Source organism: Gilliamella sp. wkB18, assembly GCF_001690875.1.
GTDB lineage: Bacteria > Pseudomonadota > Gammaproteobacteria > Enterobacterales > Orbaceae > Gilliamella > Gilliamella apicola_A.
Genome location: NZ_LZHM01000005.1, coordinates 25,656 through 42,421, shown reverse-complemented (window position 1 = coordinate 42,421; position 16,766 = coordinate 25,656). Strand labels below are relative to the sequence as shown.

Sequence of the window (16,766 nt, the reverse complement as noted above, 5' to 3'; positions counted from 1 at the left end):
ATTTAAGACCTATATACAAGAAATAATAAACAGGTTTTGAGGAGAAAAGATTATGGGTAAAATTATTGGTATCGATTTAGGTACAACAAATTCATGTATTGCAGTAATGGACAATGGTCAAGCAAAAGTATTAGAAAACGCTGAAGGCGATCGTACAACCCCTTCTATTATTGCTTACACACAAGATGGAGAAATCTTAGTTGGTCAACCTGCAAAACGTCAGGCAGTAACCAATCCACAAAATACACTATTTGCAATTAAACGTTTAATTGGTCGTCGTTTTGAAGATGCCGAAGTACAACGCGACGTTAGCATCATGCCATATAAGATCGTAAAAGCTGACAATGGCGATGCATGGGTTGATGTTAAAGGTCAAAAAATTGCACCACCACAAATTTCTGCTGAAGTATTGAAAAAAATGAAAAAAACAGCAGAAGATTATCTTGGGGAAGCAGTGACTGAAGCGGTTATTACTGTACCTGCTTATTTTAACGATGCGCAACGTCAAGCAACTAAAGATGCTGGTCGTATTGCAGGACTTGATGTAAAACGTATCATCAACGAACCTACAGCTGCAGCGCTTGCCTATGGTTTAGATAAAGATGTAGGTAACCGAACTATAGCTGTTTATGACCTTGGTGGTGGTACATTTGATATCTCCATTATCGAAATCGACGACGTTGATGGCGAAAAAACCTTTGAAGTATTAGCAACAAATGGGGATACTCACTTAGGTGGTGAAGACTTTGACTCACGTTTAATCAATTATTTAGTTGATGAATTTAAACGTGAACAAAACTTTGATTTAAAAAACGATCCATTAGCAATGCAACGTTTGAAAGAAGCAGCAGAAAAAGCGAAAATTGAATTATCATCAGCTCAACAAACAGATATTAATTTACCGTACATTACTGCTGATGCAACAGGTCCAAAACATTTAAATATTAAAGTAACACGTGCAAAACTTGAGTCTTTAGTTGAAGATTTAGTTAAACGTTCTATGGATCCAGTAAAAACAGCCTTACAAGATGCAGGTCTTTCTGTTTCTGACATTAAAGACGTTATTCTTGTTGGTGGACAAACTCGTATGCCAATGGTTCAAAAAGCGGTTGCTGACTTCTTTGGTAAAGAACCCCGTAAAGATGTAAACCCTGATGAAGCGGTTGCTGTTGGTGCTGCAGTTCAAGGTGGTGTACTTGGTGGTGATGTTAAAGATGTTTTATTACTTGATGTTACACCATTGTCTTTAGGTATTGAGACTATGGGTGGCGTTATGACAGCGTTAATTGAAAAGAATACTACAATCCCAACTAAACATAGCCAAGTGTTTTCAACCGCTGAGGATAACCAATCAGCCGTAACTATTCATGTTTTACAAGGTGAACGTAAACGTGCAAGTGATAATAAATCACTAGGGCAATTTAATCTTGATGGTATTCAAGCTGCACCTCGCGGTATGCCACAAATTGAAGTTACTTTTGATATTGATGCTGACGGTATCTTACATGTATCGGCAAAAGATAAAAATACAGGTCGTGAACAAAATATCACCATTAAAGCTTCTTCTGGCCTAAGTGAAGAAGAAATTCAGAAAATGGTAAACGATGCTGAAGCAAATGCCGATGCTGACCGTAAATTTGAAGAGTTAGCACAAATACGTAACCAAGCAGATCATCTTGTTCATTCAACTCGTAAACAAATAACTGAAGCGGGTGATCAGTTATCAGCTGATGATAAAAAAGCCATTGAAGATGCAGTCAATGCTTTAGAAGTTGCCACTCGTGGTGAAGATAAAGCAGAAATTGAAGCTAAAATTAATGCATTAATGGATGCTTCTAAAAAATTACTTGAATTAGCGCAACAACAAGCCCAAGCAGCTCAAAGTGCGGGACAATCAAATAATGCCACTGGTGCGCAAGATGATGTTGTTGATGCCGATTTTAAAGAAGTTGATGATGATAAAAAATAATCATTAATTAGTATGTTTTTTAATGCGTTATTTCAACAAGTTTTAAACATGTAACACATTAAACGGGCGTGAGGTAACTCAAGCCCGTTTAGTTGTTTATACAATGATAAAAATAAAGGTTAATTATGGCGAAGAAAGATTATTATGAAATATTAGGCGTAAGTAAAAGTGCCAGTGAAAGCGAGATAAAAAAAGCCTATAAACGACTAGCCATGAAATATCATCCCGATAAAAATCAGGATAATAAAGCAGAAGCAGAAGCAAAATTTAAAGAAGTCAAAGAAGCTTATGAAATTTTAACTGATACACAAAAGAAAGCGGCTTATGATCAATATGGACATGCTGCTTTTGAACAAGGCTATGGTGGAGCTGGTGCTAGTGGTTTTAGTGGATTTGGTGGTGGTTCTGCATTTGATGATATATTCAGTGATTTCTTTGGTGGTGGTGGTGGTCGTGGACGTGGACAAACTGCATCTCGCGGCAATGACTTACAATACAATATCACACTAACATTAGAAGAAGCTGCCGCAGGTGTAAGTAAAGAAATTAAGGTACCAACTTGGGTAAGTTGTGATATTTGCCATGGGCAAGGAACTGAAAAGTCTTCTGATGTGGTAACGTGTAATACATGTCATGGTGCTGGTGTTGTACAAATGCGCCAAGGCTTTTTTGCCGTACAACAAGAGTGTCCAACTTGTCATGGTCGTGGTAAAGTCGTTAAAAATCCATGTAAAAAATGTCATGGTGAAGGTCGAATACAAAAAACAAAAACATTGTCTGTCACTATTCCTGCTGGTGTTGATACAGGAAACCGAATTCGACTTTCTGGTGAAGGTGAAGCGGGCTTAAATGGAGCTCCTGCTGGTGATTTATATGTACAAGTGCAAGTTAAACAGCATGCTATTTTTGAGCGAGATGGCATAAATCTGCATTGCGAAATCCCGATTAATATTGCATTAGCATCACTTGGTGGCGAAGTTGAAGTGCCAACACTTAATGGCAAGGTCAGCTTAACAATTCCTGCCGAAACACAAACAGGTAAAATGTTTAGGCTACGTGGTAAAGGCGTTAAATCATTACGCACTAGCACTATGGGTGATCTTTACTGTCATGTTGTGGTGGAAACACCGGTTAATTTAACTAGTAAGCAAAAAGATCTACTGAAAGAATTAGGCGAAAGTTTTAAAGCAGATAAAAATTCAAAACACAGTCCAAAAGAAAAAAGCTTTTTTGATAAAGTAAAGAAATTTTTTGGGTAATATAAGAAATTAACTAAGCGAGATAGGTATTATCAATCTCGCTTTTTATTATTACTAGATAAGGTAAAAATTATTTTCCTTACATAATTAGATGCATTAAAAAGAGAAATGATTCAAAGTATAAAAATATATACAATCTATTAAGTGAAAAGAAAATGAAAAGGATGAATTAAAAATTAATATGACATCAAAACAATACTTTCGAACACTCAGAAAAAACAGAGTGTTCGAATAAAATTATTAGTATACAAATTACATTTTTGTCGTAAATGTACGTGCGATAACATCACGTTGTTGTTCAGCAGTTAACGAGTTAAAGCGAACTGCATAACCAGAAACTCGAATGGTTAATTGTGGGTATTTTTCAGGATGTTGAACAGCATCTTCTAAAGTTTCGCGTCGAAGAACGTTTACATTTAAATGTTGACCACCTTCAACTTTGATTGTTGGTGCTACATCTAATGGAATCTCACGATATTCGAATTGACCCAATTCAGCTGTTGGAATAACCTGATCTTCTTTATAAACTGATTTAGCGGCTACACAACGAGCTTCTTTTGTTGAGTCATCTAATAACCAAAAAGAATTAAGTAATGCAGCATTGTCAGCTTTAGTAATTTGAATACCTGTAATCATTTTGAGCCCTCCTACGGGGTTTTATTACCCTAAAATTATTAAGGATAATATAGCACTTTGAAAATTTGATTAAAGTCAAAAAAAACTATCAATTCAATAATCAATACCTTTGATTGCTATTTTAGTTATGGCTATAAAAGTTATTTATATTAATTATTTTGAATTTATCACTTTATTTAAAATTAAAAGAACTTAACCAAATATTTTATTTAGTACAATGTCGATAGGAGCCCTAAAATATTATAAAAATATCAGTTAAACATTGAAAGTTTGAATAATCAGTTTCCATTTTATATCTAAGTAAACATTTAAGAATATTGGTTTAGCGAAAGCCAAGCTGATTAACATTAGGTTTATTATTTTTTTTAGGTATAATTATTTAATCAGCAAATAATGTTGTTGAGTCATATGAAATAATAATATAGGTATTGTATGAGTAATCAATTAACATGGCATGATGTTATAGGCAATGAAAAAGAAAAGCCCTATTTTCAGAATATAATGCAATTTGTAGCATCTGAACGTACTAATGGTAAGATTGTGTACCCACCACAGCATGATGTGTTTAATGCATTTCGTTTTACACCGTTTGATCAAATCAAAGTGGTGATTTTAGGGCAAGATCCTTATCATGGTCCCAATCAAGCTCACGGTCTTTCTTTTTCTGTTTTACCCGGAGTTAAGACACCACCATCGTTAGTTAATATTTATAAAGAACTGGCAACCGATATTGATGGTTTTACAATTCCTTCTCATGGCTATTTAGCTTCTTGGGCTGCTCAAGGTGTATTACTATTAAATAATGTGTTGACTGTTGAAGCGGGGCAAGCGCATTCTCATGCAAAAATAGGTTGGGAAACTTTTACTGATAATGTGATAGCGACAATCGATGAGTATCTTGAAGGTGTGGTTTTTTTATTGTGGGGATCTCCTGCACAAAAAAAAGGGCAGTTTATTAATCGCCAAAAACATCATGTATTAACATCGGTGCATCCATCACCGTTATCAGCTCATCGTGGATTTTTTGGCTGTAAGCACTTTTCCAAAGCGAATGATCTTATTATGCAACAAGGTAAAAAAGCAATAGATTGGCAACCAAGACTAGCGGAAAAACAAACATGAGTAATAATAAAAGACGTCGAACAAGTTTGCAGGAAATTGCAAATCTAATCGGGATTAGTAAAATGACTGTGAGTCGTTTCTTACGTGATCCCAATCTTGTATCAAAACCACTTCAATTACAAATTTCAGCCGCAATAGATAAGCTAGGATATATTCCCAATAAAGCTCCCGATATGCTGCCTAACGCTAAAAGTAATGCCATTGGCATTGTGTTCCCTTCTTTAACCAATCAGGTTTTCGCCATATTGGTTAGGACCAGGAGTTGAATCGGTACACATAAGCTTTAATAGCGTATAAGGTATTGCAGTCAAAAAGTACCAACCCGGTTTATCAACATCATGCAAACGGCGTACTGTAACTGCGCAATTAGGAACAAATAAAGTCAATGTCAAGCTCAAAGTTAAAACGAGGTTATTTTTCATCATATTATCAATAATTATCATCAAAATAATTAGAACAATATAGATCGAAGAGAACATCCAATATTCTTCACGGCAAGCTCGTCCATTAAAATTTGCATAATTTATTGTAATACAATCAATAAACCAATTCTTTCCTATATTCCTTTTTTAAATTAATTACTGAAATAAATTATTTGGGACGGCTATTTTAATGAAAAAAACGAAAATAAAACTGATTTTTATCGTTAAATTTTTTTATTTTTATTTTTTATCAATATTTACATTGCCTATAAGGCTGTTGATTTCAGGTTTTCATAAAGTGATAACTATGTTAGAATTACCGCTCAGTGGTTATTTATACCAGCTAACAGATTATAGAAAATAACACTGAGGCCCTCCATGAAAATAGTTGAAGTAAAACACCCTCTTGTACGTCATAAAATTGGATTAATGCGTGAACACGATATTAGTACCAAAGACTTTCGTAATCTTGCCAGCGAAGTTGGCAGTTTATTAACTTATGAAGCAACGGCTGATCTACCTACCGAAACAGTAACAATAGACGGTTGGTGTGGACCTGTTCAAGTAGAACGTATTAAGGGTAAAAAAATTACGGTTGTACCTATTTTGCGTGCAGGCTTAGGTATGATGGATGGTGTGCTTGAGCATGTGCCAAGTGCCCGTATTAGTGTTGTGGGTTTTTACCGTAACGAAGAAACGTTAGAACCTGTTCCTTATTTCCAAAAATTAACCTCGGATATTGAAGAGCGAATGGCTTTAGTTGTTGATCCAATGTTAGCAACAGGTGGGTCAATGGTGGCGACAATCGATTTACTTAAAAAAGCAGGTTGTAAAAATATTAAAGTATTAGTTTTAGTTGCTGCACCAGAAGGTATTAAAGTGCTTGAACAAGCTCACCCTGATGTTGAACTTTATACGGCATCGATTGATGAGAGGTTGAACGAAAAAGGCTACATATTACCTGGACTGGGTGATGCTGGAGACAAAATCTTCGGCACAAAATAAAATCTCAAAATTTAGACCGGTTAATCCGGTTTTTTTATGCCTGTTAATCAGGCAAGTTATACAATAAACTTCGTTAAGTAAGAGAGGCGAGATGTGAGCAATATCACAACAGATAAAACAAAAAATATAACATCACAGCATAAGCATTCATGGCAAGATATTTTTACTGGAGCGCAAATGTTATTTGTCGCATTTGGTGCATTGGTATTAGTACCGTTGTTAACGGGGTTAAATCCCAATGTAGCGCTTTTTACTGCTGGAGTAGGTACTTTATTATTTCAATTGACAACTAAAGGTAAAGTTCCTGTATTTTTAGCGTCATCATTTGCTTTTATTGCTCCTATCTCATTTGGTGTTGCTCATTGGGGGATTCCTGCTACTTTAGGCGGTTTAATAGCTGCGGGATTTGTATTTATGTTTTTTGCTTTTTTAGTAAAAATAAATGGTAAACATGTTATTGATCGTATTTTACCGCCAGTTGTAACTGGACCAATTATTATGGTTATTGGTTTATCATTGGCACCTGTTACTATAGGCATGGCAACGGGTAAAGATAGTGGACTGCAAGCTGAAAATTATCAATTAATTATTATTTCAATGGCATCATTATTAACAACTTTAGTGGTTGCTATTTGGGCAAAAGGTTTTTTAAAATTATTACCTATTATTTCGGGTATTGTAGTTGGTTATACGCTATCTTGCGTGTTTGGTATTGTCAATTTCCAGCCAATTATTGACGCACCATGGTTTAAAGTTCCCGATTTCACTTTTCCTGAATTTCACTGGCAAGCCATTTTGTATATGATCCCAATTGTCATTGCGCCAACCATTGAACATGTTGGTGATATTATGGCGATTGGTTCGGTAACAGGTAAAGACTATACACGCGATCCCGGTTTACAGCGTACATTACTTGGTGATGGGCTAGCAACTTCGATGGCAGGATTTTTTGGTGGACCACCGTGTATTACTTATGCAGAAGTGATTGGTGCAGTGACGCTAACTCGCAATTTCAAAACTCGAGTAATGATATGGGCTGCTGTTTGGGCAATTTTAATGTCTTTTATCGGAAAAATTGGTGCATTTTTAAGTTCAATTCCAACTGTAGTAATGGGTGGGATTATGGTGTTACTGTTTGGTTCTATTGCATCAGTGGGCATTAATATCTTAGTGAAACATAAAGTCGATCTATCTGTACCGCGTAATATGTGTATTGTTTCATTAGTTTTAGTTTTTGGTATTGGAGGGATGATCTTTGATTTTGGCTCTTATACACTGCAAGGTATTAGTTTATGCGGTATTTTAGCTATTGTGTTAAATCTTATCTTGCCACATCAAGTCAAATCGATTGATAGCCACTAAATTAACTGTTATATCGTTGGTTATTTTTATAGCCAACGATATTTATAATATAACTGTATTAACCTATCACTCTTTTTAGCCTTTCTATTTTTTTGTGGCAAACCTATTTTTGCATTTTTAATCAATATGGTGGTTATCACACTTCATAGCTAGCACAAAATCTATGTATAGAATTATGCAGTTTTATAATCAATGGATGGATTGTTTCTTTTTATATGCTTATCGCTGTTTTTTGTCAAAAAGTTTCAGGTAAGTATGTATTTCAGTATAAAAACACACTTATCAAAAAATAAGTGTGTTTTTAATGATAAACCGTTTTATTTGATTGGACGCATGGTTGGGAATAAAATTACGTCACGAATCGTATGGCTGTTGGTAAATAGCATCACAGTACGATCAATACCGATTCCAAGTCCTGCTGTAGGCGGTAAACCGTGCTCCAGCGCTGTAATATAATCTTCATCATAAAACATCGCTTCATCATCACCCGCATCTTTTTGCGATACTTGATCAGCAAAGCGTTGAGCTTGATCTTCAGCATCATTAAGCTCTGAGAATCCATTACCAATTTCACGACCACCAATAAAAAATTCAAATCGATCAGTCACAAATGGGTTTTCATCATTACGGCGAGCAAGCGGGGATACTTCAGCTGGATATTCAGTAATAAAGGTTGGTTGAATTAAGTTTGATTCAGCCACTTCTTCAAAAATTTCCGTCACAACACGACCAAGTCCCCAATTTTTTTCAATTTTTATACCAACTGATTGTGCTATGGCACAAGCTTTATCAAAATCATCCAAATCAGCATTATTGGTTTCAGGGCGGTAATGACAAATGGCTTCACGCATGGTCATTTTGATAAATGGTTTACCAAAATCAAAAGTATGATCGCCATATTGCACAACCGCATCACCCGTTACCGCAATCGCTAAACGGCGGAATAATGTTTCTGTTAATACGATAAGATCTTTGTAATCTGCATAAGCCATGTACATTTCCATCATGGTAAATTCTGGATTATGTCTTGGCGATACGCCTTCATTTCGGAAGTTACGATTAATTTCAAATACACGCTCAAAGCCACCAACAACCAATCTTTTTAGATAAAGTTCTGGCGCAATACGCATATACATATCTAAATCAAGCGCATTGTGATGCGTAATAAATGGTTTAGCTGATGCACCACCCGGAATAACCTGCATCATTGGCGTTTCGACTTCCATAAAGTGGTTTTCAATCATAAAGTTGCGGATTTCACTGACAACTTTGGAACGCGCTTTAAAAGTCTCTCTTGATTCTTGATTTGTGATAAGATCCAAGTAACGTTGACGGTAACGCATTTCTTGATCGGCAAGTCCATGAAACTTATCAGGTAATGGGCGAAGAGCTTTGGTTAATAAACAAATTTCTTCACAGTGAATTGAAAGCTCACCAGTTTTAGTCTTAAATAGATAACCTTTAGCGCCGACAATATCTCCCAAATCCCATTTTTTAAATTGCTCGTTATAAAAACCTTCAGGGAGATCATCACGAGTAACATAAAGTTGGATTTGTCCAGCAACATCTTGTAGAGAAACAAACGAGGCTTTCCCCATAATACGACGCATCATCATACGGCCAGCCACAGTTACAATAATTTTCTTTGCAATCAGTTCTTCGTTAGTTTTATCGCCATATTGTTTATGAAGATCACTAGAAATCGCATCACGGCGAAAATCATTAGGGAAAGCAATACCTTGTTCGCGAATGTGAGCGAGCTTTTCGCGACGTACTTTTAGTTCATTATTTAACTCTTCAATTTGGTTTTGTTGATCTTGCTGCTCTGTTGACATAGTTTTACCTTTTATTTATAACCAAGCGGGTTTATAAACCTGCTTTTAAGCTTTCTTCAATAAATTGATCTAAATCGCCATCTAATACTGCCTGTGTATTACGAGTTTCAACGCCAGTACGCAAATCTTTGATACGCGAATCATCAAGTACGTAAGAGCGAATTTGGCTTCCCCAACCAATGTCAGATTTGTTTTCTTCCATTTGTTGTTTTTCGGCATTCTTTTTTTGCATTTCAAGCTCATACAGTTTCGCTTTTAACTGTTTCATTGCTTGATCTTTATTGCTATGTTGTGAACGGTTATTTTGACATTGAGTAACAATACCCGTAGGAATATGAGTGATTCGTACAGCAGACTCAGTTTTATTTACATGTTGACCACCAGCACCTGACGCACGGTATACATCGATACGGAGATCGGCAGGGTTAATGTCGATATCAATATCATCATCAATTTCAGGATAAACAAATACAGAAGCAAACGAGGTATGACGTCGATTGCCTGAGTCAAATGGACTTTTGCGAACTAGGCGGTGTACTCCAGTTTCTGTGCGTAACCAACCGTAAGCATAATCACCCGATACTTTAATCGTTGCCGATTTGATACCAGCAACATCACCATCCGATACTTCCATCACTTCAGTTGCAAAACCTTTTGATTCAGCCCAGCGTAAATACATCCTAAGTAACATTTCTGCCCAATCTTGTGCTTCAGTTCCCCCTGAGCCTGATTGGATATCTAAATAACAATCTGCACTATCATATTTACCAGAAAACATTCGTCGGAATTCAAGTCCAGCCAGTTTTTTCTCTAACTGTTCAAGTTCAAAATTAGCTTCATCGAAAGTATCTTGATCTTCAGCTTCAATAGCAAGTTCAAGCAAGCCTTCAACATCGTCAAGACCTTGAGTTAATGAATGAATGGTATTGATTATTTCATCAAGTGCAACGCGTTCTTTACCTAACGCTTGTGCTTTTTCTGGATCGGCCCATACTTCGGACTGCTCTAGTTCGGCATTGACTTCTTCGAGCCGTTCTTTTTTTAGATCATAGTCAAAGATACCCCCGAATCACGGCTGTGCGTTCGGTAAGTTCTGCTATCTTTGATTTAACTGGATTAATTTCAAACATGATTTAAATAGAGTTGCTCAGTTTTATGATTTATTAAACAAGCGCCCATTGTAGCGGATTTGGGCATAATTTAGCAATTGCCAATTACTATTTTTGACTTTGACTCAGTAAATCGAAAAGAAAAGATGGCGCACAAGGCGCCACTTTTTAAGGTGAAAAGAATATGAATACAATCAAGTTATTTTTTGGCTTCAGCGTATAGCTCAGCAACTTTATCCCAGTTAACTACATTCCAAAATGCACCAATGTAATCAACACGTCGATTTTGATATTTCAAATAATAAGCATGTTCCCAAACATCTAGTGTTAAAATCGGCGTACCAGAAACACCAGAAAATTTTTGGCCCATTATAGGTGAATCTTGATTGGCTGTAGAAACAACTTCAAGTTTACCATTTTGTAATACTAACCAAGCCCAACCTGAACCAAATCGAGTTGCTGCCGCTGCTGCAAATTTTTCTTTAAATGCATCAACTGAACCAAAATCTTTTTCGATAGCCGCTTTTAGGTCGCCTTTTAGTTCAGTGCCGACTTTTAATAGTTCCCAGAAAAGAGTGTGATTAACATGACCACCTACGTTATTTTTAATACCCGTGATTTTGTCAGCAGGTACTTTATCTAAATTTTTTAACAAAGTGCTGGGGCAAAATTCTTTTAATTCAGCTGGCAAAGTTTCAAGAATGGCATTTGCATTGTTCACATAGGTTTGATGATGTTTATCGTGATGAAGATGCATAGTTTCAGAATCAATATAAGGTTCTAATGCATCATAAGCATAAGGTAATGGAGGTAAAGTATAAGCCATGAAATTTGCTCCTTTCATATATTAGGTATTATTAACTACTTTAGTTGTTGAGTATACGGGCTATTAGTATAGCTCTCAAACTATCACTTAGATAGTTAGTGACTATCTGTTATCAGAATGACTATTGCTTTTTCAATTCGTCTTCATTATTTGCTATAAATGGAGTATACATCATAATTGCTGGTTTTCGCTGATGAGCTTTTCTTCGACATGATTATCAATTAAATGTGTTTTACGTTGCCATATTTTATTATGTCTGGTGTAGCCTTGTTCAATGCGGTGATCGGTTTCTAGAATTTCATAATGATGAGTTAAGAGGATATTAGCAAGTAATTCACCATGTAAATATTGATCATCAAGCCAAAGATTAAGCCGGTAAGTGCTATTGGTTTTATTGATTAATTGTAAATCAACATAGTTATAGGACAAGGTTGCGCCACAAGCAAAAGGAATCGTACGATTGATATCGGGAAAAACATCAAAACTATGACGCCAACGCTCAATAATAGTGAGATCAGAATGTAACACAATCCAATAAATCAAATTACCTAATTGGCATAATCCTCCACCAATATCTTTGCCTATCTGTCCATTATGTAATGATAGTCCTTCTAAAAATCCCCGTTTTTTGGATGGGCGTCCTACTTTTTGCCAGATCGAAAAACGTTGATTAGGCTTAATGATTGAACCATCAAGTTTTTCAATGGCTAATCTAAGATTAGTGATTTTGTTATATTGTAAATACATATCAACATCTTTTAGTTGTCTTAATAAAACAGACTGATGTTTTTTGTGTGAATAACAACATGTATTATTATTTATGTCGACAGTGCAATATGCGTTACGATATCGCCACCAATCAAATTTTCGTTTTAAGATAAAATATTCTTTGCCTAATTTTAGCCTTAATTTACTGCGTTTTATCGGTTTATCGATAATAATATCCTGCATATTTTCCATTCCCTTATCGACAAGATATAATCAGTTATTTTTCTAAAGGTGACAGATAGCGTTGGCTTAACTTGTCGAGAAAAGTGAAAAGTTTTTGATTCATTTCAGTGTAATCATGAGAGCGAAGCTTATCAGGTGTATCGACAAAGCGGTATTTTTCTGCTTGGCTAAGTTCCTTTTGTGAATGGGTAATTAATAATTCGACTACTTCAGGTGTTAACTCCATATGGCATTGGAAACCATAAACAAATTTACTGTATGCAATGATTTGACGAGGACACCCTTCACTATACGCAATAATTTGAGCATCTTTGGTTAAACCTGGCATATCATTGTGCCAATGACCAACGTCTAAAGTATGTCCAAAATCGGTAAATAAAAGATTATCTTTGCCGATTTGCGTTAATGTAATCGGGAATTTACCAATTTCTTTTTCGGGACTTTGAGTATGACTTGCGCCTAATGCCTCACCAATTAATTGTGCTCCTAAACACACACCAATAACCATTTTACCAGCATTTATTGCCGATAAAATAACAGCTTGTTCGGCCTGTGAATCAAAATAAGCACATTCTTGTTTGGTCGTTGATGGTGACTGTGGACCGCCCATAACAATAAGAAAGTCGATATCATCAATGCTATTAGGAAGTGGTTCATTAAGGTAAACGCGAGAATAAGTTATAGTGTGATGATGCATCATAGCCCATTGCTCATAGGCACCAGGTGCTTCAAAAGCTTCATGAATAATAAAATGTATATGCATTAATAACGGTTCCTTTAATTTTTACAATACAGATTTTTTACTTTTGGGGTTGTACTATTTTCGTGGAGATAATTATACTCATTAAAATTATAGGTGGTTAGCACGTATTTAAGCACAGCTTAAAACTATACGACTAAACGCCTATAAAATGTTTTTTATATATTTGAGAGTCTTAATTCTTATTATTTTCTGATTGTACCACCATTTTTGTTGCTGCAATTTTTTTATTAGTATATAAAACAACATCTTTAATTACTAATTTTTGAATGGCAGAGATAAATGTTTCCATTATTGAATAATTAGGCTGACCATTTTTTATAGGAAGATTTATGAATTGTTTTTCTATAATATTTGTATTAAAGCTTGATCTTCCCCAACTAAAGCAACTAAAAGATTTTTGCATCGTTGAAACAAAAAATAATCCGTTTAACTTATTAAAACGATCATCTTTTGATTTCAAAATTTTTATTTTATCACCAGTAAAATAAGGTTCTTTCTGATAAAAGATTGTTGCCGTATCTTGACCAAAAGACAAAGTGTTCGCTTCATTTAAAAATTGTTCATCCTCATTTATATAACCACGTATCCCATTACATAAATTCGTTCTAACCACATAAGGTTTTCCAAAATCAGAAATATAAACTTTATTTGCATCAAATCGTTTTTTATATGAATTTATATAAAACAAATATCCAGTTCTAAACTGACTAAAACTAAATTGATCACTTTCAAAATCATCTAAAGCTTGTTGCTCTTCTTTTGTTAAAGTGTAATCTTTTAAGCCTGTAACAGATAAATAGGCTTCCAGTTCCGCTATACGCTCTGCTTCCAGTTCCGCTATAAAATTTTCCATAAAATCAAAATCAATCTTATCATTTTTTATTGGGAGTTGAATTTTTTCAGTTTTAATCCTTTCCCAACCAGCCTTGTTTGTCCATTCATAGTTACCGAAAATAACCTTTGAAATAGAAGCAGTTAAATAAAGATAATGATTATCAGTCAATAAATTATCTGTAAATTTCCACCTGATAGCATACGCATCTTGTAAAATTGTAAATTCCTTATTTTGATAAAAAGTAGCTCCAGTATTTGCTCCATTCGCTGATATTGAAATAACATTTTTTAAAATAGTTGCATTATCCTTTGGTACAAAATTGTTTAATCCTTGATTTTGTATGCCAGCAGTCAAAGCTGGTAGAATAAACTCTTTTGTTGCTTTACTTGGTAACTCAGATGTTTTGTATCTTAAAGATTTTGTTCTGATTTTATCAAATAGATCCCCAATTTTAAATTCACCCCACTTAACTTCTTGCAGCTTTTTGCTAAGTGAGGCATCTACTTTCCCGGGCTTTCCTCTTCTTTGTTTTGTTGCTTTAGTAAATTGGAGACTTCCCAAGCCAAATAGTCGCTGACTGTTTTCTTAAAGTCTTGTAATGTCGGTTTGGTATCAATTGGTGCGCTTTGGTTCCAATCAGCGCCATTTTCAGGGTCTATGGTATTTTCGTAATACTCTTTATCGGTAAAAATATTAAGTTTACTTCGACCAAAACGTACCAAGTTAACTAATTCTTGATATCGTTCTATCGCTCTGCCTGTATCTTTTAAATTGTTACTTGCTTTTTTGCGGTTAGTTCGTGTGTATCCGTCGTTTGAGAAGTCAATAAACTTCACCATTTCATCTTTTTCATGCTTTTCATTTATTTTAAACACATAGATATTCGTTTGCACGCTTGATTTGCCGATAAATAAATCAATAGGCATTTTTATACTGGCTAGAAGGGTATGTTTTTTTAAAATTCTTTGATTGTATTCTTTTGCTTTACCGGAACCGGCAGAATTTTGTATAATGATGGCTGCATACCCTTTATTCATCATATTAAGCGCTTTTTCTACAAAAATCATCCCATTACCTTTTGCAGAATAAGGCGGGTTGAGTATAAAAGCATCTGCCGGGAATTTTTCGTTCGGTTTTCCAAAGCCGTAATTACCATCAAAGTCGATTAAGGAATCTTTATTTAAAATGTTTGAGCTTCCGTCTCCCATTAAGATCATATTTAAAATTGCCAACATATATACATTGGAAAGGACTTCTAAACCCAGCAATTGTTCGGCTTTTATTTGAATCTCTTTTTGCTTGAGTTCATCCGGCGATGTAATGCTGTTTTTAGCATCATTCAGCATTTCGTTCATTGCGGCAACAAGTAAGCCGGCAGATCCTGTTGCAAAATCCCAAACGTAGGAGTCTTTATTTATTCGTGCCAATTTTACTAAAAGGGTAGCAACATACGAAGGTGTGAGTACTACGTCGTTAAGTTTATCTTGAGTAAAGCCTAACCAAGAATACATTTCATTAAAGAGTTTTCCCGTAAAATCAGTCGTTAATCCGATTTTGTAATAGATACCTAAATCATCAATAATTTTAGTAAACACTCTTTTTAACTGAGATTCCCCATTATTGACTTTATTGATGTTTTCGGTGGTAAGAGTATTTTGCAAAGTTCTTAGAATAAGGTCTTTTTTCTCATTAGGTAATTTCTTTTCCTCTAAAAATGCTTTGATTTTTCGAACAATTATATCTCCATCTGTATTGCCTTTTTCGATAGACGATTTTAAATCTTCTTTTTCAAGAGGCGCCACTTTACCGGGTATCCCCAATGTTGCAATAATAGAGGCAGCAACCAGATAAACTCGATCGTTTTCTCCTAATCCTTTTTCATTTTGGTATATATCATTATTAAGCTTTACCAGACTCGCATTAATTTCTCTTTCACGTTGTTCTTTGAGCTTCTCAATCTCTTCTTGTGTTAGGCTTAACGATTTTACTTGCTCGATAAAAGCATAAAAGTTTTCTCTTTTTAAAAAAGATAAATCTGAAAATTCGCCAACTTTTTGACCTATCCCAAAATTACTTTTTGAAACATAATAAACCCCTATTTGATATTGTATTTTTTCATTTTCGTCTTTATAACCGGTCATTCCGATAGCGATAATATCGGTGTAACTGGTATGGTGCAGTATAGCATTAGCATAATGGACAGCTCCGTTTACTGCATATGAATTGATATTTTTAAAATGGGGCTCATTTTTTGCTGTTCTATTCTCAACTTGTCCTTGATTGTCCAGTTTTACGAGTTTATTTTTATATCCTTTATATTCAATAAGGACAGGGTAAAAATTCATATTTTCATGTTGTAGCAACAACTTCACATCGGGGCGATTTGCACCATTTCCGCCGTTTTTAGTAAAGTAATCGGAAAGTGCTTTATCTATTTCAGTATTTAATGATTCTTGTTCTAATTTATAGTCTAATTGATGTGATTTAAGCCAACCGTTAGCTAAATCTGCAATATTGGGTTCGATTGATTGCACCATTATTCTTAATCTCTTTGTTCTTAAATTTTACAAATTCCAAAGTAAAATTTGGAAATGAAGATATATTGTAAATATAAACTTCTAAAGAAGTTGGTTATCTTAACATTTTTGATGAAATATTATTTAATATAATAT

The 16,766-nt window shown here is 34.9% G+C and carries 14 protein-coding genes and 1 pseudogene; 6 read left to right on the top strand and 9 right to left on the bottom strand.

Annotated elements, in window-relative coordinates; translation table 11 throughout:
* The first annotated feature begins 52 nt into the window (after positions 1-52).
* Both dnaK and dnaJ read left to right on the top strand, forming a co-directional pair.
* Entirely contained in the window at positions 53-1,969 is a 1,917-nt protein-coding gene (gene dnaK / locus A9G48_RS00235; RefSeq protein ID WP_034947844.1) for a molecular chaperone DnaK, read from the top strand.
* A 125-nt stretch (positions 1,970-2,094) separates the two neighbouring features.
* Positions 2,095-3,228 carry a molecular chaperone DnaJ gene (dnaJ, locus tag A9G48_RS00230; RefSeq protein WP_034947841.1) on the top strand — a complete coding sequence of 378 codons (1,134 nt, stop codon included), beginning with the start codon at positions 2,095-2,097 and terminating at the stop codon, positions 3,226-3,228.
* A 252-nt stretch (positions 3,229-3,480) separates the two neighbouring features.
* Here dnaJ and grcA read toward each other — a convergent pair whose 3' ends face one another.
* Positions 3,481-3,864 carry an autonomous glycyl radical cofactor GrcA gene (gene grcA / locus A9G48_RS00225; RefSeq protein ID WP_034947838.1) on the bottom strand — a complete coding sequence of 128 codons (384 nt, stop codon included), beginning with the start codon at positions 3,862-3,864 and terminating at the stop codon, positions 3,481-3,483.
* A 432-nt stretch (positions 3,865-4,296) separates the two neighbouring features.
* Between grcA and ung the strand changes: the two genes are divergently transcribed.
* The gene (gene ung, locus A9G48_RS00220) at positions 4,297-4,986 is read left to right on the top strand and encodes a uracil-DNA glycosylase (RefSeq protein ID WP_065575627.1); all 690 of its coding nucleotides are present in this window, start codon (positions 4,297-4,299) and stop codon (positions 4,984-4,986) included.
* Positions 4,983-5,240: pseudogene (locus tag A9G48_RS11030) on the top strand (LacI family DNA-binding transcriptional regulator); the annotation flags it as partial. The gene ung and the pseudogene A9G48_RS11030, both read left to right, overlap by 4 nt.
* Here A9G48_RS11030 and A9G48_RS00215 read toward each other — a convergent pair.
* Positions 5,208-5,465: a DUF805 domain-containing protein gene (locus A9G48_RS00215; protein ID WP_051825424.1), complete on the bottom strand. Its 258-nt coding sequence runs from the start codon at positions 5,463-5,465 to the stop codon at positions 5,208-5,210. The pseudogene A9G48_RS11030 and the gene A9G48_RS00215 sit on opposite strands and share 33 nt — an antisense overlap.
* Before the next feature lie 321 nt (positions 5,466-5,786).
* Here A9G48_RS00215 and upp point away from each other — a divergent pair, with 321 nt between their 5' ends.
* Positions 5,787-6,413 carry a uracil phosphoribosyltransferase gene (gene upp, locus A9G48_RS00210; RefSeq protein ID WP_034947829.1) on the top strand — a complete coding sequence of 209 codons (627 nt, stop codon included), beginning with the start codon at positions 5,787-5,789 and terminating at the stop codon, positions 6,411-6,413.
* Positions 6,414-6,539: 126 nt separating this feature from the next.
* Positions 6,540-7,775, top strand: coding sequence for a uracil-xanthine permease family protein (locus A9G48_RS00205; protein WP_065575632.1), 1,236 nt, complete (start codon positions 6,540-6,542; stop codon positions 7,773-7,775).
* Positions 7,776-8,092: 317 nt separating this feature from the next.
* Here the strand turns inward: A9G48_RS00205 and lysS are convergent, their stop codons facing one another.
* The 7 genes from lysS to A9G48_RS00170 all read right to left on the bottom strand — a co-directional run bounded on the left by lysS (position 8,093) and on the right by A9G48_RS00170 (position 16,631).
* Positions 8,093-9,610 (bottom strand): lysine--tRNA ligase, encoded by a 1,518-nt coding sequence (gene lysS / locus A9G48_RS00200; RefSeq protein ID WP_065575625.1) that lies wholly within the window; start codon positions 9,608-9,610, stop codon positions 8,093-8,095.
* 31 nt (positions 9,611-9,641) lie between these two features.
* Positions 9,642-10,740, bottom strand: a protein-coding gene (gene prfB / locus A9G48_RS00195) for a peptide chain release factor 2 (protein ID WP_141672922.1) whose coding sequence is annotated in 2 segments (ribosomal slippage) — positions 9,642-10,664 and positions 10,666-10,740 — 1,098 coding nt in all. Because the reading frame shifts where the segments join, the coding sequence is not laid out codon by codon here.
* 178 nt (positions 10,741-10,918) lie between these two features.
* Positions 10,919-11,545, bottom strand: a complete 627-nt coding sequence (locus tag A9G48_RS00190; protein ID WP_065575624.1) for a Fe-Mn family superoxide dismutase — start codon at positions 11,543-11,545, stop codon at positions 10,919-10,921.
* 171 nt (positions 11,546-11,716) lie between these two features.
* Positions 11,717-12,496: a VanW family protein gene (locus A9G48_RS00185; RefSeq protein WP_218057750.1), complete on the bottom strand. Its 780-nt coding sequence runs from the start codon at positions 12,494-12,496 to the stop codon at positions 11,717-11,719.
* Positions 12,497-12,530: 34 nt separating this feature from the next.
* Positions 12,531-13,259 (bottom strand): type 1 glutamine amidotransferase, encoded by a 729-nt coding sequence (locus A9G48_RS00180; protein ID WP_065575623.1) that lies wholly within the window; start codon positions 13,257-13,259, stop codon positions 12,531-12,533.
* Between the two features lie 172 nt (positions 13,260-13,431).
* Positions 13,432-14,655 (bottom strand): restriction endonuclease subunit S, encoded by a 1,224-nt coding sequence (locus tag A9G48_RS00175; protein WP_081299214.1) that lies wholly within the window; start codon positions 14,653-14,655, stop codon positions 13,432-13,434.
* Positions 14,595-16,631 carry an HsdM family class I SAM-dependent methyltransferase gene (locus tag A9G48_RS00170; RefSeq protein WP_034947812.1) on the bottom strand — a complete coding sequence of 679 codons (2,037 nt, stop codon included), beginning with the start codon at positions 16,629-16,631 and terminating at the stop codon, positions 14,595-14,597. Before A9G48_RS00170 ends, A9G48_RS00175 begins: the two co-directional genes overlap by 61 nt.
* Positions 16,632-16,766: the final 135 nt, after the last annotated feature.